Source organism: Nonomuraea antri, from assembly GCF_013283785.1.
In the GTDB taxonomy this organism is placed as follows: Bacteria; Actinomycetota; Actinomycetes; order Streptosporangiales; family Streptosporangiaceae; genus Nonomuraea; species Nonomuraea antri.
This window is the reverse complement of sequence record NZ_JABCPZ010000049.1, coordinates 15,874-34,499: the sequence shown is the minus strand read 5'-3', so window position 1 is coordinate 34,499 and position 18,626 is coordinate 15,874. Positions and strand designations below refer to the sequence as shown.

15 protein-coding genes are annotated in these 18,626 nt (G+C 73.1%); 7 read left to right on the top strand and 8 right to left on the bottom strand.

Annotated features, from left to right (window positions below; all coding sequences use genetic code 11):
* Positions 1-23: 23 nt before the first annotated feature.
* Positions 24-248, bottom strand: coding sequence for a hypothetical protein (locus HII36_RS18430; RefSeq protein ID WP_217369668.1), 225 nt, complete (start codon positions 246-248; stop codon positions 24-26).
* A gap of 80 nt (positions 249-328) precedes the next feature.
* Here HII36_RS18430 and HII36_RS18425 point away from each other — a divergent pair, with 80 nt between their 5' ends.
* The 4 genes from HII36_RS18425 to sigJ all read left to right on the top strand — a co-directional run bounded on the left by HII36_RS18425 (position 329) and on the right by sigJ (position 5,089).
* A complete protein-coding gene (locus HII36_RS18425; protein WP_173524442.1) occupies positions 329-1,627 on the top strand; it encodes a hypothetical protein in 1,299 nt (432 codons plus the stop codon).
* A gap of 109 nt (positions 1,628-1,736) precedes the next feature.
* Entirely contained in the window at positions 1,737-2,630 is an 894-nt protein-coding gene (locus HII36_RS18420) for a hypothetical protein (RefSeq protein ID WP_173524441.1), read from the top strand.
* A gap of 119 nt (positions 2,631-2,749) precedes the next feature.
* A complete protein-coding gene (locus tag HII36_RS18415) occupies positions 2,750-3,475 on the top strand; it encodes a class I SAM-dependent methyltransferase (RefSeq protein ID WP_173524440.1) in 726 nt (241 codons plus the stop codon).
* A 723-nt stretch (positions 3,476-4,198) separates the two neighbouring features.
* On the top strand, positions 4,199-5,089 hold the full coding sequence (gene sigJ / locus HII36_RS18410) for an RNA polymerase sigma factor SigJ (RefSeq protein WP_173524439.1): 891 nt from the start codon (positions 4,199-4,201) through the stop codon (positions 5,087-5,089).
* 14 nt (positions 5,090-5,103) lie between these two features.
* On the opposite strand, the gene HII36_RS18405 is transcribed toward sigJ, so the two are convergent.
* Together HII36_RS18405 and HII36_RS18400 are read right to left on the bottom strand one after the other, a co-directional pair.
* On the bottom strand, positions 5,104-5,751 hold the full coding sequence (locus HII36_RS18405) for a response regulator (protein ID WP_173524438.1): 648 nt from the start codon (positions 5,749-5,751) through the stop codon (positions 5,104-5,106).
* Positions 5,748-6,962, bottom strand: coding sequence for a sensor histidine kinase (locus HII36_RS18400; protein WP_173524437.1), 1,215 nt, complete (start codon positions 6,960-6,962; stop codon positions 5,748-5,750). Before HII36_RS18400 ends, HII36_RS18405 begins: the two co-directional genes overlap by 4 nt.
* Positions 6,963-7,072: 110 nt before the next feature.
* On the opposite strand from HII36_RS18400, the gene HII36_RS18395 reads away from it, so the two are divergent.
* The gene (locus HII36_RS18395) at positions 7,073-8,233 is read left to right on the top strand and encodes an alpha/beta hydrolase family protein (protein WP_236003623.1); all 1,161 of its coding nucleotides are present in this window, start codon (positions 7,073-7,075) and stop codon (positions 8,231-8,233) included.
* Between the two features lie 6 nt (positions 8,234-8,239).
* Here the strand turns inward: HII36_RS18395 and HII36_RS18390 are convergent, their stop codons facing one another.
* Positions 8,240-9,127: an NAD(P)-dependent oxidoreductase gene (locus HII36_RS18390; protein WP_173524436.1), complete on the bottom strand. Its 888-nt coding sequence runs from the start codon at positions 9,125-9,127 to the stop codon at positions 8,240-8,242.
* A gap of 49 nt (positions 9,128-9,176) precedes the next feature.
* On the opposite strand from HII36_RS18390, the gene HII36_RS18385 reads away from it, so the two are divergent.
* Positions 9,177-9,584 (top strand): MerR family transcriptional regulator, encoded by a 408-nt coding sequence (locus HII36_RS18385; RefSeq protein ID WP_173524435.1) that lies wholly within the window; start codon positions 9,177-9,179, stop codon positions 9,582-9,584.
* 18 nt (positions 9,585-9,602) lie between these two features.
* Here the strand turns inward: HII36_RS18385 and HII36_RS18380 are convergent, their stop codons facing one another.
* Together HII36_RS18380 and HII36_RS18375 are read right to left on the bottom strand one after the other, a co-directional pair.
* On the bottom strand, positions 9,603-11,660 hold the full coding sequence (locus tag HII36_RS18380; protein WP_173524434.1) for an AfsR/SARP family transcriptional regulator: 2,058 nt from the start codon (positions 11,658-11,660) through the stop codon (positions 9,603-9,605).
* Positions 11,661-11,956: 296 nt separating this feature from the next.
* Positions 11,957-12,103: a hypothetical protein gene (locus tag HII36_RS18375; protein WP_173524433.1), complete on the bottom strand. Its 147-nt coding sequence runs from the start codon at positions 12,101-12,103 to the stop codon at positions 11,957-11,959.
* 117 nt (positions 12,104-12,220) lie between these two features.
* Here HII36_RS18375 and HII36_RS18370 point away from each other — a divergent pair, with 117 nt between their 5' ends.
* On the top strand, positions 12,221-15,187 hold the full coding sequence (locus HII36_RS18370) for an AfsR/SARP family transcriptional regulator (RefSeq protein ID WP_173524432.1): 2,967 nt from the start codon (positions 12,221-12,223) through the stop codon (positions 15,185-15,187).
* A 5-nt stretch (positions 15,188-15,192) separates the two neighbouring features.
* On the opposite strand, the gene HII36_RS18365 is transcribed toward HII36_RS18370, so the two are convergent.
* Positions 15,193-17,580: a DUF4132 domain-containing protein gene (locus HII36_RS18365; protein ID WP_173524431.1), complete on the bottom strand. Its 2,388-nt coding sequence runs from the start codon at positions 17,578-17,580 to the stop codon at positions 15,193-15,195.
* A 230-nt stretch (positions 17,581-17,810) separates the two neighbouring features.
* Positions 17,811-18,623, bottom strand: a complete 813-nt coding sequence (locus tag HII36_RS18360; protein ID WP_173524430.1) for an MBL fold metallo-hydrolase — start codon at positions 18,621-18,623, stop codon at positions 17,811-17,813.
* Positions 18,624-18,626: the final 3 nt, after the last annotated feature.

Genomic DNA, 18,626 nt, shown 5'->3' with positions numbered 1-18,626 from the left:
GCGATCTTCCGGTGTGGGCGCGATCAGATCGGCATCGTTCGTGTCTCCGTTCCTGCCTCGGGGCTGAGCGGCAGCGGGATGATCCGGCGGAACTTGCCGCCGGGCGACTGCTGCGGCGGTTCCTGCGCGCGTTCGAGCGTGACATCCCCGGCCCGGTGCTCGGCGAGCAGGCGGGCGATCCGGTCGCGCAGGGCCCGCCACACGGCGTCGGCGTCGGCGTCGGCGTCGGCGTCGGCGTCGGCGTGCAAGAAAAATCGGCTCTTGTTGGGACAGGAGATCGCGGAGACACTTCGGACGGATCCGTACCGGAGACAACGGGGAGGACGCCATGCGGTGGCGTGCCGTGATCGTCGCGCTCGTGCTGGCCCTGACCATGGGGGCGGCCGACGTGACCAGGGAGTCGTACGAGATCTGGCTGGTCGACCAGTCCGACACCAACGGTCTCGCGCACGGCGGCACCATCAACGTCTACGACGGCGGCCAGGTCACCAGGCGCCTGTCCGCCGCCAGGCCGGTCGCGATGATCGACCTCGGCGGCGCCACCTCTGCCCTGTGCCTGGCCGCCACCGGCCGCGCTCCGGTCAGGCCGCACATGATCGTGTTCAACCTGTCCGACACGCACGCGGCGCTCGCGTTCGTCGCCAGCGGCCATGTGGTGATCTTCGACGCGCGTACCCGTTCGCCGCTGGCCTGCCTGTCGACCGAGACCGGCGCGGGCGGCGCCAGGCAGGCGCACGCGCTGTGGCCCACCGGCGACGACCGCCACCTCGTCATCGCCAACCAGAACGGCAAGAAGCTGGAACGGATCCGCACCGACTACGCCGCGGGCACGTTCACCCACGAACCCGCCGCCACGCTCGACCTGGCCGGCTGCCTCACCCCGAACGGCGCGCCCTGCCAGTCGCCCGAGCTGCGCCCCGACAACGCGCCGATCTGCCCGTTCATCGCCTCCGACGACGGCCCGGTGTTCGTCAGCCTGCGCGGCGGCGGCCTGTTCGCGGTGGACTGGCGCACCACGCCGATGGCCATCGTGGGCGAGTACGACGCGGCCCACGTACCGGCCAACGGCTGCGGCTTCGTCGAGGCCAGGGACGCCGTCTTCGGCGACGGAGGCGGCGGCACCCCCGCCAACCTGGACCAGTTCAGCGTGTTCCGGCTGCCGCGCACCGGCTACAGCGCCGCCAACCCGCCCAACACGCCCGCCGTGCAGCGGCTCTACGACGACGACTCCCCCGACCGCGACGCCCACGGCACCGCCGTCAGCGCCCGCGACCGGTACGTCTGGGTGGGCGACCGCGACGGCAACGTGGCCGAGGTCTTCGGCGGCTCCACCGGGGCACACGTCGGCACGGTGTCGCTGACGTCGCCGTTCAGCGCGGACCCGACCGTCGACTTGTTCGCCACGTCCCCCGATCGGTCGTGGCTGTTCGCCTCCACGCGCGGTCCGAACCCGCTCTCCGGCGACCCACACTCCTCACACGGGCACAACCCGGGCATGCTGATCGTGTGGATGACCGACGGCGGGCGTACCGGTGAGGTCCGCGGCCTGATCCCCATCACGAACGTGGACGCAACGGGCGTCGAACGCGCCGACGCACACGGAATCAGGGTGCGGCGGGCGCACTGATCTCCCCGCTGAGGGCGGTTGGCGGCCACGGTGGGCGCACACGGTCCGCGGGCGCTCTCGGCGGTCGGCAGTCGACGGTCGGCAGGCGCGGATGCGCGGAGAATGACCTATGGCCAGACACCTCCCGCCCGCGTCCGCTCCCCCGGCCGCGTCCGCTCTCCCGGCCGCGTCCGCTCTCGCTGCCAGGCTCGCGCTCGCGCTCGCGTCCGCCGTCTTGACGGCGTGCGCCGGCGGCGCCCCGGCCGCCGCGCCGACCCCGCACAAACCCACGGTCACGGCACCGGAGTCGCAGAAACCTGCGGTCGCGGCGTCGGCGTCGCGGGAACCCACGGTCGCGGCGACGACCCGGCAGAAGCCCGCAGTCACGGCCGTCGAGGGCTCGCTCGACGTGTCTCCGCTGCGCGTCACCGAGGTCGACTTTCCGGCCATCGAGACGCCGGAGGCGCTCGCCGCGGGCAGCCCCATCGTCGCGGCCGGGGTCATCGACGGCTGGCAGCAAGGCCCGGCCTTGGAGAGCTACCCGGGTGGGCCGCTCGACTACCGGATGCTGCTCCGCGTCCGGATCATCGACCCGCTCAAGGGCGTGACCGGCAGGACGTCCATCGTGAACGGCCTGCTGTACATCGTCCTGGACCAGGGCGCGGTCATCCGCGACGACGCGCTGCCCGTCGAAGAGTGGAAACCCGAGCGCGACGCGCGGGACTTCGCCGCCGCCATGCCGCCCGGCACCCGCGTCCTGGTCTTCGCGGAGGAGACGCCCGAGCACGCGCTCGGCCCGGTCGGCAAGCCGGGGCAACCGATCCCGCCCCTGGCCAAGCTGATGAGCGTGGGCCCGCAGGACCTCGTGCTCGAAGACCCACTCCTCAGGACGCAGGCGGCCGACGGCCAGACGGCACTCGTCGGCGGCCGCGAACCGCTCGGCGTGGGCGGCGCCGCCTGGCTGGAACCGAAGAACCTGGACGACCTCATCGCCCGGTTGAAGCAACACGGATTCGACGAGTAGCCGGCCAGGCACAGCGCATCTGGTGCTCGGCCCGCTTGGTCGGCTGGTCGTGGTCTGGGGGAAGATCGCGGTGCGAAACCCGGTGGCCGTCGGGGGGCGGTCCGCATACGTTCGGGCGCATGGCTGACGAGTGTTTCGCGCATCCACGGCTCGCCGCGATCTACGATCCGCTCGACCCCGACCGCGGCGACCTCGACGCGTACCTGCGGCTGGCGGAGGAGTTCGAGGCGCGGCGCGTGCTGGACATCGGCTGCGGCACGGGGGTGTTCGCGCTGCTCCTGGCCGAGCGCGGGGTCAAGGTCGTCGGTGTGGACCCGGCCCTGGCGTCCATCGACGTCGCCCGGGCCAAGCCGGGGAGTGAGCGAGTGCGCTGGATCCACGGGGACGCGACGGACCTGCCGCCGCTGCGGGTCGACCTGGTGACGATGACAGCGAACGTGGCCCAGGCCATCGCCGATCCGGGGGCGTGGCGGCGGACGCTGCGCGGAGCCCGCGAAGCGTTGCGGCCCGGCGGGCGTCTGGTCTTCGAGACGCGCGATCCGGCCAAGCGCGCCTGGGAGGAGTGGACTCGCGAGAACTCCCACCGGGTGACCGAGATTCCCGGTGTCGGTTCCGTCGAGAGCTGGGTCGAGCTGACGGAGGTGGACGGGCCGCTGGTGACGTTCCGCTGGACCTACCGGTTCGCCGCGGACGGCCAGGTGCTGACGTCGGATTCGACGCTGCGTTTTCGTGAGCGGGAGGAGGTCGAACGGGATCTGGCCGCGCATGGATTCGTGGTGGACGACGTCCGCGACGCGCCCGACCGCCCGGGAAAGGAGTTCGTATTCCTGGCACGACGCCGCTGATCCACCCTCTGATGCGCCACCGTGACGGGCGGCCACCGCCAGCCTGGCGACCACAGGCGGCCGACGCCCTTCACCCTCATGACCAACGGCCGGGGCGGCGACTGCCTGGGCTTTTGAGAACACCGAGACGGCACACGCCGCACGGCTTCACTGCCCAGCACACACCGCGCGGGTTTCACGGCCCGGCGGCTCGGCCCGGCGGCTCGGCGGCTCGGCCCGGCGGCCAGAGGCGCGGCCGCCGACCCCGCCGTACAACACGCGGAACGCGACCAGCCGGTGACGACCGCGGACCGACCCACAGACTGCCCGCGGACCGACCCGCGGACCAACCCGGATGCGGCGAGCATCGGGACGGTGTCCAACGCCGGGACGGGCCCGCCGAACCGGCTGCTGCGCATGTGACCGGGGGCCGGGGATGGGGCCAGGGCCCGAGACCGGGGACCGGGGACCGGGGACCGGAGACCGGAGACCGGAGACCGGAGACCGGAGACCGGAGACCGGAGACCGGAGACCGGAGACCGGAGACCGGAGACCGGAGACCGGAGACCGGAGACCGGGTGCCGGACGATTTTCTCCCCAGCGGTGTCGCCGTCCCGGGATCCGCAGAGGGACCGACACCCCCGCCGACGGAGGGCACAGACAAACGTGCCCCCCGCGCGGTCACCTTCGTCGCCCTCGCGACGTCAGTGGTACGACATCTCACCGAAAGAGAGGATCGAGACCGTGACGCCCCATGACTTCCTGGCCGTGCGGTTCGAGGAGCATCGCCCCCATCTGCGGGCGGTCGCCTACCGCATGCTCGGCTCGCTGACCGAGGCCGAGGACGCGGTTCAGGAGGCGTGGCTGCGGCTGGCGCGCTCGGACTCCGATGACATCGACAACCTGGGCGGCTGGCTGACCACCGTGGTCGGCCGGGTCTGCCTGGACCTGCTCCGCGCGCGCAAGTCTCGCCGCGAGGATTCGCTGGAGGACCGCCTGCCCGATCCGGTGATCAGCCGTGCGGACGCCGTCGCCGACCCGGAGCAGGAGGTGCTGCTGGCCGACTCGGTGGGATTGGCGCTGCTGGTGGTGCTGGAGTCGTTGACCCCGGCGGAACGGCTGGCGTTCGTGCTGCACGACCTGTTCGGCCTGCCGTTCGAGCAGATCGCGTCGATCGTGGACCGCACCCCGGCGACGGCCAAGAAGCTCGCCAGCCGCGCCAGGCAGCGGGTCCGCGGCGCCGCGCCCAGCCCCGACCCTGACCCGGCGGGACAGCGGCGGGTGGTGGACGCGTTCCTGGCCGCCGCGCGCGGCGGCGACTTCGACGCGCTGCTGTCCATCCTCGACCCCGACGTGGTCCTGCGCGCCGACGGCGGGATGCGCACCGGCGGCCTGCGGGTCCTGCGCGGCTCCGCCGCGGTGGCCGGGCGGCTGGCCGTCTTCCAGCGCATGGCCACCGGCACCACCACCCGCCCGGCGCTGGTCAACGGCCTGGCCGGCCTGGTCAACACCGTCGACGACGGGCTGATCTCGGTCATGAGCTTCACCGTCGCCGACGGCAGGATCGCCGCGATCGACATCCTGTCCGACCCCGACCGGTTGTCCCGTCTCGACCTGACCGCCCTGAATTCGTGACGGACGCCCGCCGGTCAGCCGAGGTCGGCGTCGTGGACGAGGATGGCCGCCTGCACCCGGTTGGCCAGGCCCAGCTTGGTCAGCACCCGGCTGACGTGCGCCTTCACCGTCGCCTCCGTCAGCCGGAGCTCCCGCCCGATCTCGGCGTTCGACAGACCGCAGGCCACCGCCCTGATCACGTCCTCCTCCCTGGCGGTCAGCGCGGCGAGCCGCTTGCGCGCGGACTCGGCGCGCGAGGGGGCCTTGTCGACGAACGAGCCGATCAGCCGTTTGATGATGGCGGGGGACAACATGGCCTGGCCCGCAGCGACGGTCCGGACGGCGGCGGCCAGGTCGCGCGGCGGCGTGTCCTTGAGCAGGAAGCCGACGGCGCCGAGCCGGAGCGCCTCGTGGACGTACTCGTCCAGGTCGAACGTGGTGAGCATGATCAGTTTCGGCGCGCCCGGAGCGGCGAGGATGCGGGCGGCGGCGGTCAGGCCGTCGGTGCCCGGCATGCGCACGTCCATCAGGACGACCTGCGGCTTGAGCCTGGCCACGGCGGCCACGGCCGCGTCGCCGTCGCACGCCTCGCCGACGATCGCCATCTCGCCCGTCGCCTCCAGGATCATCCGCAGGCCCGACCTGACCAGCGCCTCGTCGTCGACGATCAGCACCCGGATCATGCGACGGGGATCTCGGCCCGAACCTGGAAGCCGCCTTCGTCCCGTGGCCCGGCCTCCAGTCTGCCGCCGACCAGTTCGACGCGTTCGCGCAGCCCGACCAGGCCCCAGCCGGAGCCGGGCAGGTCGCCGTCGGCCGCCGTGGTGGACTGGTTGCGGACGAGGATCTCCAGTTCGGCGGGCCGGTATCGGACGTGCACGTCGGTCTCGGCGTCGCCCGCGTGTTTGTGCACGTTGGTCAGCGCCTCCTGGACGACCCGGTAGGCGGTGCGTTCCGCGGTGGGCGTGAGCGGGCGGACGGTTCCCTCGTCGTGGCGGTTGACCACGATGCCCAGGGCGCGCGACTGGTCGAGCAGCCGGTCGAGATCGGCCAGCGTCGGCTGCGGACCGCGCTCGGCCACCAGGCTCGGGCCGCGTTCGGCCGCCGACTGCGGGCCGCGATCGGCCGCCGGCCGCTGCCCGCGGTCCGTGACCGGTGAGCGCAGCACGCCGAGCACTTCCCGCAGATTCGTCAGCGCCTCCCTGCCCACGCCGCCGATCAGCGCCGCGGCCTCGGCCGTACGGGCGTCGGGCGCGTTCATCTCCAGCGCCCCGGCGTGCAGGACCATCAGGGACACCCGGTGTGCCACCACGTCGTGCATCTCGCGGGCGATGCGGGCCCGTTCCTGGTCGCGGGCCTGGTCGGCGCGGAGCACCTGCTCGCGCACCAGTTGTTCGGCGTGTTCGCGCATCCCGTCGAGCACCTGACGCCTGGCGCGTACCCACAGCCCGGCGACCAGGGGCAGCGCGAGCATGGCCGCGCCCATCAGCAGCACGTTGACGACGGTGCCCGCGACCAGCGCGCGGTATCCCTCGCTGCGGTGGGAGATGAGCCCGGCGAGCGCGTGCAGCGCGACCGCACCGCCGACGTAGAGCCACAGGTCACGGCGGCGGCGCAGCCGAGTCCCCGCGTAGTACGAGGCCACGAACGCGGCCGGCCACATCACCAGCCAGGCGTAGGCCACGGCGCCCGCCGCGACGAGCGGCCACAGCCGGCGCCTGGCGAAGGCCGCGGCCGTTCCGCAACCTGCCGCCACGGCCACGAGCAGCGGCATGGGCAGCGCCGACCGCACCCCCATCGAGCCGGACGTCGACGCCAGGGACAGCAGGAACACCGTCGCGCCGAGCACCCAAGGCGTGATCAGGTCGGCAATCCTGGTAGCCCGGTCAATCATGGCCAGAGGTTACAAGGCATAACGAGCCGGACATCCCCTACGAAAGTTGCGGGTGCCGCGCGTCTTTCGCCGGGGACGGTCCCGCGGGGCCGCGCGGCACGGTTGAACACATGAAGAAGACAGTCGGGCACATGAAGAAGACCGTGGCCGCGAGTGTTCTCGCGCTCTCCGCATCAATGGCCGTCCCGGGCACCTCCCCAGCGGCAGCCTCCCCGCCCGTCACCTCCCTGCCCGTGACCTCCCTGCCGGCGCCGACCGGTGGCCATCCGGTCGGCAGGACGGACCTGCACCTGGTCGACTCCAGCCGTCCCGACCCCTGGGTCGCCGGCCGTGACGCCCGCGAGCTGATGGTGTCCCTCTGGTACCCGGCGCGCAAGGCCACGGGCAGGCGCGCGCCGTACCTCACCCCGCAGGAGTCGGAGCTGATCATCAGAAGCGTGCCGCAGCTCAAGGACGTACCGGCCGACACGCTCGCCAAGACCCCGACGCACGCCCGCGCCGACGCCCCCGCGCTGAAGCGGAGAGGCGGCTGGCCGCTGGTGGTCCTGTCCCCCGGCATGACGATGCCGCGCGCGACGATGACCACGCTGGCCGAGGAGTTCGCCAGCCGCGGCTACCTGGTCGCCGGGATCGAGCACACCTACGAGTCGATGGCGACCACGTTCCCCGACGGCCGGACCGTCACCTTCGAGGCGGGCAAGGCCGGCCAGACCGCCGAGACGGGGGCCAAGGTGGCCCGGGTGCGGGCCGCCGACACCGCGTTCGTCCTGGACCGGCTGGAGCGGAGCAAGCACTGGAACCGGCTGATCGACGAGCGGCGGATCGCGATGGTGGGACACTCCGTCGGCGGCCAGAGCGCCGCGCACCTGCTGCCCGCCGCGGAGCGGATCAAGGCCGCGGTCAACCTCGACGGCACCTACCACCCCAGAACCCCGGCCGAGCCGCTGGCCAAGCCGTTCATGATGATCGGGAACCCCAGGCACCGGCCGGACTCCGGTGACAGGGACGGCTCGTGGGACGCGTTCTGGCCGCACGTCACCGGCGACTGGAAGCGCTGGCTGACCGTGACCGGGGCCGAGCACCTGAGCTTCGTCGACTACGCGGTGCTCCAACCGCAGCTCGGGCTGCCGAAGGCGCCGATCGACGGCGCGCGGGCCATCGCGATCACCCGCGCGTACGTCACGGCCTTCCTCGACCTGCACCTCAAGGGTGAGCGCCGGCCGCTGCTGGACGGGCCGTCGAAGGACCATCCCGAGGTGCGGTTCTGGTAGACCGGCTCACTCCGTACCGGCCTTTCCCGGCCGGCTGAACTCGTCGATCAGTACGGGGTACTGCTCACCGCCGTGCCCCGCGGCGATCGCCCGGTCGGCCATCGCCTTGAACAGCCTCGGCAGCTCGGCGTTGACGCCCAGCGCCTCGCTCTCCTCGATCAGGTGCGTCATCGCCCGCGCGTCGGTCTCCAGCGCCGACACCTCGGCGGGGAAGGCGCCGCTGTCGATCTGCTCGGCGTACCCCGGCAGCCAGCCGGCCACGCCGACGGCCATCTGCATGGCGAACGGCGCGTACGTGGCGGCGTCGACGCCGGCCGTGCGGAGCATCGCGGTGCCCTGGAGCCAGGCGTTGAGCACGCTCCACATCATGGCCAGGCCGGCCACGTCGTACAGGGACGCCAGCCCGTGGTCCGTGCCGAGGTGGGTGACGGTGCCGAGCGCGGCGAGCGTCGCCTCGTGCGACTCGAAGTCCGCCAGCGGCCCGCTGTGCAGGATGACCGCCTCGTCCGTGCCGATGGCCGGCGGAACGGCCATGATGGCACCGTCCAGGTAGCGGGCGCCGCGCTGGGCGGCCCAGCGGGCGGCCTGCCTGGCCTGGGCCGAGTCGCCGGACGTCAGGTTGACCAGCATGGCGCCGTCCAGGTCGCACGGGTCGAGCAGGTCGTGCACGGCCTGGTAGTCGGTGAGGCAGATGATCGTCAGAGGGCTCGCCTCGATCGCTTCGGCGACCGTCGCGGCCGGCCTGGCGCCTTCCGCGACGAGCTGGTCGGCCTTGGACGCCGTCCGGTTCCACACGGTCGTGGGATGTCCTGCCTTCAGGAACGCGCCGGCGAGCGCCCGGCCCATCAGCCCGAGCCCGATGACGGTCACCGCTGTCTTGGTTTCGTGGTTCATGGCAGCATCGTCAACGTTGATACCGGTATGAAGGTCAAGCGAGGTTTCGATGTTGATCGGGGAACTGAGCCGGCGAGCGGGCGTGAACGCTCACCAGTTGCGCTACTACGAGGCCCAGGGCCTGCTGGAGGCGAGGCGTGGCGCGAACGGTTACCGCGAGTACGACGAGAGCGCGGTGTTGCGGGTGAAGCAGATCCGGCACCTGCTCGGCGCCGGTCTGTCGTCGGAGGACATCGCGTACCTGCTGCCCTGCGCCACCGGCGAGGCTCCTGAGCTGGTCGGCTGCCCGGAGTTGCTGGCCGCGATGCGCTCGCGGCTGCGGCGGCTGGACGAGCAGCTCGACCTGCTCGCCCGCTCGCGCGGCGCCCTCGCCGGCTACATCGACGCGGCCGAACGCATGGGCGCCGGACGTTACGGCCCCTTCGACGGCGCCGATCTGGAGTCCGTCCCCGCCTGAACCGGCCCGCCGCGAATCTCACCCCGCGCGGAGTTCCTCCTCCGCGTGCGCGCGTTCCCTGGAGTACAGCCGCACCAGGTCGTGCAGCCCGTAGCGGGGCCCACCGGCCGGGTCCCGGTCGAGCGGCCGGACGAGCTGGGCGTCCACCAGGTGCTCGCACAACCTCTCCGCGATCGGCAGCGGCACCTCGGCCAGCGCGGCCAGCGTCCAGGCGGCGAACCCGCCCGGCGGATCGAGCAGCCCCAGACGGCGGAAGGCGAGCTTCGCCGCCGGCGGCAGGCCCCGGTAGCTCAGCTCGAAGCCGCCGCGCACCTCCAGCTCGGCGTGGCGCAGCTCGTCCAGGCGGCCGTGCTCGCTCTCCAGGCGGGCGGCCATGCCGGACACCGTCCAGTCGCTCCTGGAGATCAGCTTGGCCGCGGCGATGCGCAGGGCCAGGGGCAGCCTGTCGCACAGCTCGCCGAGCCGGCGGGCGGCGGGCCGCTCCCCGGCGATCCGGTCCGCGCCCACCATCCGGGCCAGCAGCTCTTCGGCCTCCTCCGGGCTCAGGACGTCCAGGCCGACGCAGCGGGCGCCGTCCTGGGCGACGAGCGCGCCCAGCGGCGAGCGCGCGGTGATGACGACGCAGCAGGAGTCGGATCCCGCCAGCAGCGGGCGCACCTGCGCGGCCGAGGCCGCGTCGTCCAGCACGATCAGCGTGCGTTTGCCTTCGAGCAGGCTGCGGAACAGCGCGGCGCGCTCGTCCAGCCCGGCCGGGATGCTCTTCTCCGGCATGCCGAGTGCGCGGAGAAAACGATCCAGGACGGTTTCCGGGCGCAGCGGGGGCGCATGGCGGTGGTGTCCGCGAAGGTCCGCGAACAGCCGGCCGTCGGGGAACCGGTCGGCCACCCGATGCGCCCACGACACCGCCAGCCCGGTCTTGCCGACGCCGGCCATGCCGTACACGACACAGAGCGGCAGCTCCCCGTTGCCGTCCCGCCGGTCGAGCTCGCAGCCGTCCTGCAGAGCAGGCCCGCTGCCGTCCCGCCGAGCGAGCCCTTTGTCGTTCTGCCGGTCGAGCCCGCTGCCGTCCCGCCGGTCGAGCCCGCTGCCGTCCTGCAGAGCGAGCCCCTTGCCGTCCCGCCGGTCGAGCAGCGCGTCGAGTGCGGCGAATTCCGCGCACCGGCCGATGAAGGCCGACACCGCGGGCGGCAGCTGGGACGGAACCGCGGGTGGTACCCGGGCCGGCCGGAGCCCCGGGTCCGGCTGCCGGGCGCCCGCGCCCCCGGCGAGCCGTGCCCCCGCAGCGGCCCACCGTACGCCCGGTTCGTCGCGCAGGATCGCCGCGTGCAGGTCGCGCAGCACCTGCCCGGGTTCCAGGCCGAGCTCCTCCACCAGCACCGTCCGGCCCCGGTCGTAGACCTCCAGGGCCTCCGCGCGGCGTCCTGAGCGGTGCAGCGCGAGCATGAGCTGCGACCTGATGCGCTCGCGCAGCGGGTGCTCGGCCACCGCCACCCCGAGCACGCCCACCAGCTCCCGATGCCCGCCGAGGTCGAGCTCCGCCTCGGCCCAGTCCTCCAGCGCGCTCAGCCGCAGCTCCTCCCACCGGCCGGCGACCGCACGCAACGGCCGGCTGCCGATCCCCCCGAGCACCTGCCCGCGCCACAGCCCGAGCGTCTCGCGCAGCAGCGCGGCCTTCGCGGCGGGCGGCGCCTGACGTGCGCGGGCCAGGTTCACCTCCGCCTGACGGGCGTCGAGTGCGACCGTGTGCAGCCGGTACCCGGACGCCACGGTCTCGATCACGTCGGGATCGCCGCCCGCGGCACGGAACGCCTTGCGCAGCGCGGACACGGCGATCGCCACCTGATTACGTCCGGAGAGCGGGGGCTCCTCCCCCCACACCTGGTCGATGAGCCGCTCGACGGACACGATCCGCCCGTCGGCCAGCAGCAGCGCCGCGAGTGTGGCTCGTGTTCGCGACCCGCCTATGTGGACCGGCCGGCCGCCGACGGTCACGGCCAGCGGCCCCAGGATGCCGAACCACATCCCCGAACCACTCGTCCCGGCCCGTGCCGTCGGTGAAGCGATGACCTCGTGCATGATCACGATCCCCCTGATGCCGATCCCCGTACCGATCCCCCGGTGCCGATCTCGCGCGACGGGCGCAGGTCCTGGCAATGGCCGATTGTCTGGCGGGCCCTCTCATCACTGCAGACAAAAAATCGCACGGCGATTGTCCGGATGGCCCCGATCAAGCCTCTATAGCTGGTGAAGAGCGCCACGCGGATCGGAGAACCATGAATTCACGTGAACGACCGTTGGATCCTGCCCCTCAAGCACCGGCGTCACGTGCGAAGACAGCCTCCCCGTTCCGCGTGTCCCCCGCGGTGCCGCCGTCAGGCGCAGCCCCACTCGTGTTCGCCGCCGCAGTCCGCCGCCTGGACGATGACCGGCGCCTGCTGGTGGGAGTCGGCATAGGCGGCCCCCGCGGCCACGCATGCTGAGAGTGCCAGCAGTAGAGCCGCGAGCTTGCGCTTGAGCATCTGAATGCCCTTCTTTCGAGATGTCGTCGTTGATCAAGAAATATGTTGCCAAGGCCCGTTTTCAGTTCGTTTACAGCGATCGACGAGACGGCCGGGCAGCGTGCCAGGGGGATACGCATGCGTCACCAGAACGACCAGGTCATGCCGGCGATCCGCGTTCTCGGGCCGTTGGAGGTCAGGATCGCGGGACGCGAAGTGAGCGTTCCCGGCCGTAGCGGTCCCTGGCTGCTGGCGGGGATCGCGCTCGGGGCCGGTCGTCCGGTGCCGGAGGACCGGCTCATCGAGTGGGCGTGGGGTCCGGCGGGCGCGAGCATGGGCGCGCTGCGCACCGGGGTCAGCCGCATCCGCGCCTGGCTGCGCGAGGAGATGTCGCTGCCCGACGCCATCGAGCTGACCGGTCACGGCTACCGGCTCGACGTCGCGCGCGTCCGGCTGGACGCCGCCCGCTTCATGGAACTGACCCAGACCGCTGCGGCCGAACGCGACCCCGCGCACCGGCTCGACCTGCTCCAGCGGGCCTTGGCGGAGTGGCGGGCCCCCGTGCTGCTGGGCGCGCCCGAGGGATTACGCGCCAGCGCCGAGGCACACCGGCTGGAGACGACGCATCTGGCGTGCGTGCTGGACCTGGCCAACCTCGCGCTCGCCCGCGACCGGCCGGAGGAGGCCGTCGATCATCTGACCGGCCTGGCCGAGCGGCATCCGTACGACGAGCGGCTGCACGCGCGGCTCATCACCGTCCTGGGCGCGTCCGGCCGCCGGGCGCAGGCGCTGCGCTGGTTCGAGGCCACCAGGAGAAGGCTGGCGGACGAACTCGGCGTCGATCCCTCGCCCGAGCTCCGCGACGCCCACCTCGCGCTGCTGGCGGAGGAGGCGAGCGCCGGCGGCGGGCAGCCGGCCCGCCGGGCGACCCCGAACATGCTCCCGCCCGACGTGACCGATTACACCGGACGCGAGAAGACCCGGCAGGAGCTGCGGCGATACCTGGAGGACGCGGGCCGGAACACGGTGGCGATCGTGGCGATCTCGGGCATGGGCGGCATCGGCAAGACCGCGCTCGCGCTGCGTCTGGCCTACGAGGTGCGCGACCGCTTCCCCGACGCGCAGCTGTTCATGGATCTGCACGGCACCGGCACACAGGCCCAGCCGGTCGGCCCGGCCGAGGTGCTCAGCCGCTTCCTGCGGATCCTGGGCGTGAACGGCGACTCGATCCCGCCGAGCCTCGACGAGCGGGCCGAGCTGTTCCGCACGCTGATGTCCGATCGGCGGGCGCTGATCATCCTGGACAACGCGGCCGACGCGGCCCAGGTCATGCCGGTGCTGCCGGGCAGCGCGTCGTGCGCCGTCATCGTCACCAGCCGCAGGTCCCTGGCCGCGCTCGCCGGGGCGCGGCAGGTGGATCTCGACGTGCTCAGCCCGTCGCAGGCCATGACCCTGCTGGAGCGGATCGTCGGACCGGAGCGGCTGGCCCAGGATCCCGCCGCGGCCACGGAGCTGCTGTCGCTGTGCGGCCACCTGCCGCTGGCCCTGCGCATCGCCGGCGCCCGGCTGGCCGCCAAGCGCCACTGGAGCACCGCCGCGCTCGTGGCGCATCTCAGCGACGAGCGGCGCAGGCTGGACGAGTTCGCCTACGGCCCGCTGCACGTGCGTGCCGTCTTCGCGCTCAGCTACCAGGGCCTGGAGCCGGACGAGCAGCGCGCCTTCCGGCGGCTGGGCCTGGTCGAGGTCACGAGCTTCCCCGCGTGGGCCGCCGCCGCGCTGCTCGACATCGACGTCCAGGAGGCGGAGAGGTTCCTCGAAACGCTCGTGGACGCCCAGCTGCTCCAGGTCGCCGCCAGCGACCCGGCCGGGCGGACACGTTACCGCTTCCACGACCTGGTGCGGCTGTTCTCGCGGGAGATGAGCGAGGCCGAGGACCCCGCCCAGGTGCGCAAGGAGGCCGTCGGACGCATGCTGAGCTGCCTGCTGACCGTCAGCAGAGCGGCCTACAGCGCGCTGTACGGCGGCGAGTACCAGATCGTCCGCGGCTCGCCCAAGCGCCGGCGCCTGCCCGCCGGCTACGTGGAGAGCCTGGTCGCCGATCCGGTGGAGTGGTTCGAGACCGAGCGGCTGACCATCGTCAACGCGGTCGAGCTGGCCGCGAGCGCCGGGCACGAGGACCTGTCCTGGGACCTGGCCACCACGACCGCGATCTTCTTCTCGCTCCGCAAGTACCTCGACGACCAGCACGCGACGCTCGCGACCGGTTACGCGGCGGCCGAGCAGGCGGGTGACGTCCGCGGCATGGCGGCGGTGCTCCACCGGCGCGGCGGCCTCTACGCGGACCAGGCGCGCTACGACCTGGCCTCGCCCGACTTCGAGCGCTCGCTGGAGCTGTTCCAGCAGGCGGGCGACGTGCACGGCACCGGCATCGCCCGAACGTTCCTGGGGATGGTGGACCGTTTCGTGGGCCGTCCCGACCGGGCCATGGCCCACTACGAACGGGCCCTGGAGGAGCTGAGGGAGGCGGGCGACTCCGGCGCCGAGGCGTACGCCCTGCGCAGCATCGCCCAGATCCACCTCGACCACGGCCGGCACCGGCTCGCCAGGGACCACTTCGACGCCGCCCTGGCGATCTACGAACCGCTGAACGCGCAACGCGGCCTCGCGCAGACCCTCTACTGGCTGGGCAACCTCGAACTGCAGGAGGGCAGGTACGCCGAGGCCCGCGCGGCCTTCACCAGAACCCTGACCAGCGTGCGCACGATCGGGGACCGCGCTGGAGAGGCGCTGGCCCTGCACGGACTGGGCGTGTCGAGCCTGCGGCAAGGACTGCCGGCGGAGGCCGAGGCCGCGCTGACCCAGGCCCTGGACATCACCAGGAGCATCAAGAGCCTGCTCAACGAGACGCGGGTGAGGACGGCGCTGGGCGAGTTCCACCACGCGGCCGGCCGGACCGCGCAGGCCGAGGCCCAGTTGGAGGCCGCGGTGGCGATCGCCACGGAGATCGGCGCCAGGCCCCTGGCCGTACGAGCCGGCGAACTGCTCGGCGAGGTGCGCGCCGCACGCCCGCCGCAGGACCCGGGGCCCGGCTCGGCCGGCGGGTAGGCGGGTCATCCGGTGGCGAGCTGGCGGGTGATGCTCGGGTCGGTGATCTTCGTGTCGTCCGCCAGCAGGAACGCCTTCGACAGGATCACCGACAACATGCCGTCCTCCTCGAACGGCAGGAACACCGGCGTGGCGACGCGGTCGGGGACGATGCACAGGTAGGCGTCGTTCGGCTCCATCAGGATGTTGCCCGACCCCAGATGGATCCGGTAGGTACGCAGGTGCCCGCGCACGCGCAGGAACCTGTCGGTCAGCTCGGCCCGATCCGCGATCGCCAGCCGGGGCAGCAGCCGGGTCAGCGCGTCGTGCCGGGTGCGGGCGGTCTCGCTCAGTTCGCCGAACCCGTACGAGCGCCAGTAGCCGTCGAGCCCGGCCGCCGCCTGCTGGTCGAGGCCCAGGGACCCGACGCCCACGGCGAGGTCGGCGTCGCGCAGCAGCTCCGAGAACACCAGCGGCGGCACGTCGGTGAGCGGCGCGTCGCCGGGCAGGTCCGCGTGGCTGAACCGGATCGCCTCGGTGGCGGCGCAGGAGGCCGTGCCCCAGTCGTCCCGCTCGGGATCGGAGGCGACGCACATGCTCCAGCTCGCCTGCCAGCCGGCCAGCGTCTTGACGGCCGAGCCCTGGTCGCCGCCGCACTCGTAGTCCCAGTGGCCGATCGACAGCCCGCTCCAGCCGCGCTGCTCCAGCAGCGCCTTGGCCTGACCGTAGCGGACGAAGTGACCGCTGAACCGCTCGGAGCGGGTACGGGCGGACTCCTCGGCCGGGGTGATCAGGTAGACCTCGCGGAACGCCTGCTTGAACGGCTGCCTGACGCCCCGCTCCAGCAGGTGGTCGCGCCAGCCCCGCACGCCTTCCGCGCTGTCGAGGATCGGGTGCCACAGCTTGACCGGCGTGCCGGCGCCCGGGCGCACGGATCGGCCGCTCGCGTCGGCCAGTGCCCAGCCGCCATCGCTCCTGACCGGCAGCCCGGCGAACCCGTCGGGGAGCCGCCAGATCAGGGCCCGGGCGCAGGGGCCGGTGACCGGGTGGTCGAAGAGGTATCGCCCGGCCTCCTGCCAGGACAGCTCGCGTTCGACGATCAGCATCTGCTCCAGGCGCAGCCGCTCGGCGGCCAGCGTGCGCTTGAGGTCTTTCAGCGTGGCCTTGAGATCGGTGACCACCGGGTCGTGGCGGATGGACCGGGGCGCCGTCTTGACGACGCGCCCGGCCGGGTTGACGAACCGCAGCGCCGGCCCTTCGGCGTCGAGCCGGACGACGTGGTCGCCGGCCCGCTCCTCCCTGACCCCGCCTGGACCGAGCCCGAAGTCCGGGACCGTCCTGTCGATGAGCTGTTCGTGGCTCAGCCCCTCGTGCGCGGCCACCGCGTCGAGTGCCGCGGCCGCCTTCTCCAGCAGCGCCGGCCTGCGCAGCTTGGCCCGCACCCGGGCGAGTACGCCCACCGTGTCGAGGCCGCCCCGCGCGGCCAGCACGTTCAGCGCGGCGTTGGCCAGCGGCTCGCTGCGGCAGACGGCGGCGCCGCCGGTGCCGTTGCGCCCGATGCCGCAGTTGACGGCGATGTCGCCGAGCAGCGTGGACACCCAGGGCGCGTCGATCACCTGGCAGGCCCACACCATGCCGCGCAGCGCGACGACGGTGTGCCCGGCCAGGAAGATCCGGCCGCCGGGCTCGCGGCTCTCGCGGTGGGTGGCCAGGCGGGACAGGATCTCGCGCAGCACCACCACGCCGTCGTCGGCGAGCAGCGTGCGTGCCCTGGCCAGCCAGGCTTCGCTCGGCCGGCGCGCCTTGGCCTTGCACAGGTGTTTCAGCAGCGGCAGCATGGCGGGGGCGGTCAGGCGGGCGGCGTACTTCCCGGCCATGGCGCGGGCGAGGGGGTCGCCGTCCCAGACGAGGCCGCGCACGATCCCGGCCGGCCCGTGCTCGGGCGGCTCGGCCAGGACGCGCGCCAGATCCTTGCGCACGGCGGCCCGGCCGGGGCTGCGCAGGCCCGGGTGCCGCTGCGGCGGGTCGCCGGCGACCTGACGGCGCTCGGAGTGCGAAAGCGTCGCGATGGCGGCCATCGGGATGCGGTACAGCTCGGCGTAGCCGGTGTGACGCCAGCACGACAGCACGTCGGCGACCTCCCACAGCAGGCGGGTGTCCTCGATCGTCCAGGGGATGTCGGCGCCGGCCACCTCGCGCACCAACCGCAGCACCTCGCCTGGGTAGTCGTGGCCGCCCTGCTCGCCCAGGCCGAGCCGCAGCTGCGCCCAGATGCCGTACGCCCTGCGCCCGACCTCGTCGGCGCCGGGCCGCCCGCCCGCGTCGAACCTGGCCAGCAGCTCGCTGGTCGGGCCCTCGGTGCGGTACGTGAACCGGCGGGTCAGGGACCAGGGCAGGTTGTCGAGCACGCCCACGTCAGCCTCCGGCTCGCGGCTCGGGGCGGGCGAACCCGCGCACCGGGTTCTGGGGCGGGCGCCCGCGGGCGGCGCTCTCGATTCTGCGGACGGCCGTGGCCATGGGGGGCTCCAACGTCGGTCGGTCGGCGTGACGGGTCATGATTATCAGCGGGCACCGACATTCGGCTCCGCCCGCGACACGTGACGGCGATCGACCGGTCCGGCCCGCTGTCGACTGGTCCGGCCCCCTATCGTGCCGCGAGGCGCCGGCGCTGCCCTTCGTGCACGTCGTCCACCCACTCCCAGCCGGGCTTGGCCGACGCGCCGAGCCGCGGGTCGTCGGGGTCGCGGCCGTCACGCAACGCCAGCACGTACGCCCGATCCAGGTCGATCCGCGCCCGTACCCGGCCGGGGCCGCCGACGGAACCGTGGCCGGGCACGACGACCTCGGCCTGGCCCGCCGCGTCCTCGATCAGCCGCAGCGCGTCGAGGTAGTCCTCGATCGGGTCACCGGTCGTGTCCAGGTCGAGCATCGGGACCAGGACGTCGGAGAGCATGTCGCCGGCGACGAGGACGCCATGCTCCTCGATCAGCAGCGCCGCGTGGCCCGGGGCGTGCGCCCGGTGCTCGATGATCCGGACCTGGGGGCCGTCCCAGGGGACGTGGACAGCGCCCGCGGGCAGGCCGGTGACGAGGCCGAGCAGGTCCAGCGGCACCTGCCCGGCGACCTCCGTGTCGACCAGGTGTTCGGCGATGCGCTCCTTGGCGTCCGGGGCGGCGAGCTGGTCGCGGACGGCGGCCGCGCAGCGCGCCGTGCCGTACCGCGGCGGCTCGCCGAGCCGGGCGTGCCAGAGCAGGTGATCCCAGTCCGGATGCGTGGAGAACCCGGCCACCACGGGCTGACCGAGCGCGTGCAGGTCGTCCGCGAGGCAGTCGAGCTCGGCGCCGGTCACCCCGGGGTCGATGAGCAGCACCCCGGCCCGGCCGCGCACCACGACTGCGTTGCTCTGCACGAACTCGCTCTCGTGGACCAGCACGCCCGCCGCTACCTGCGTCAGCACGAG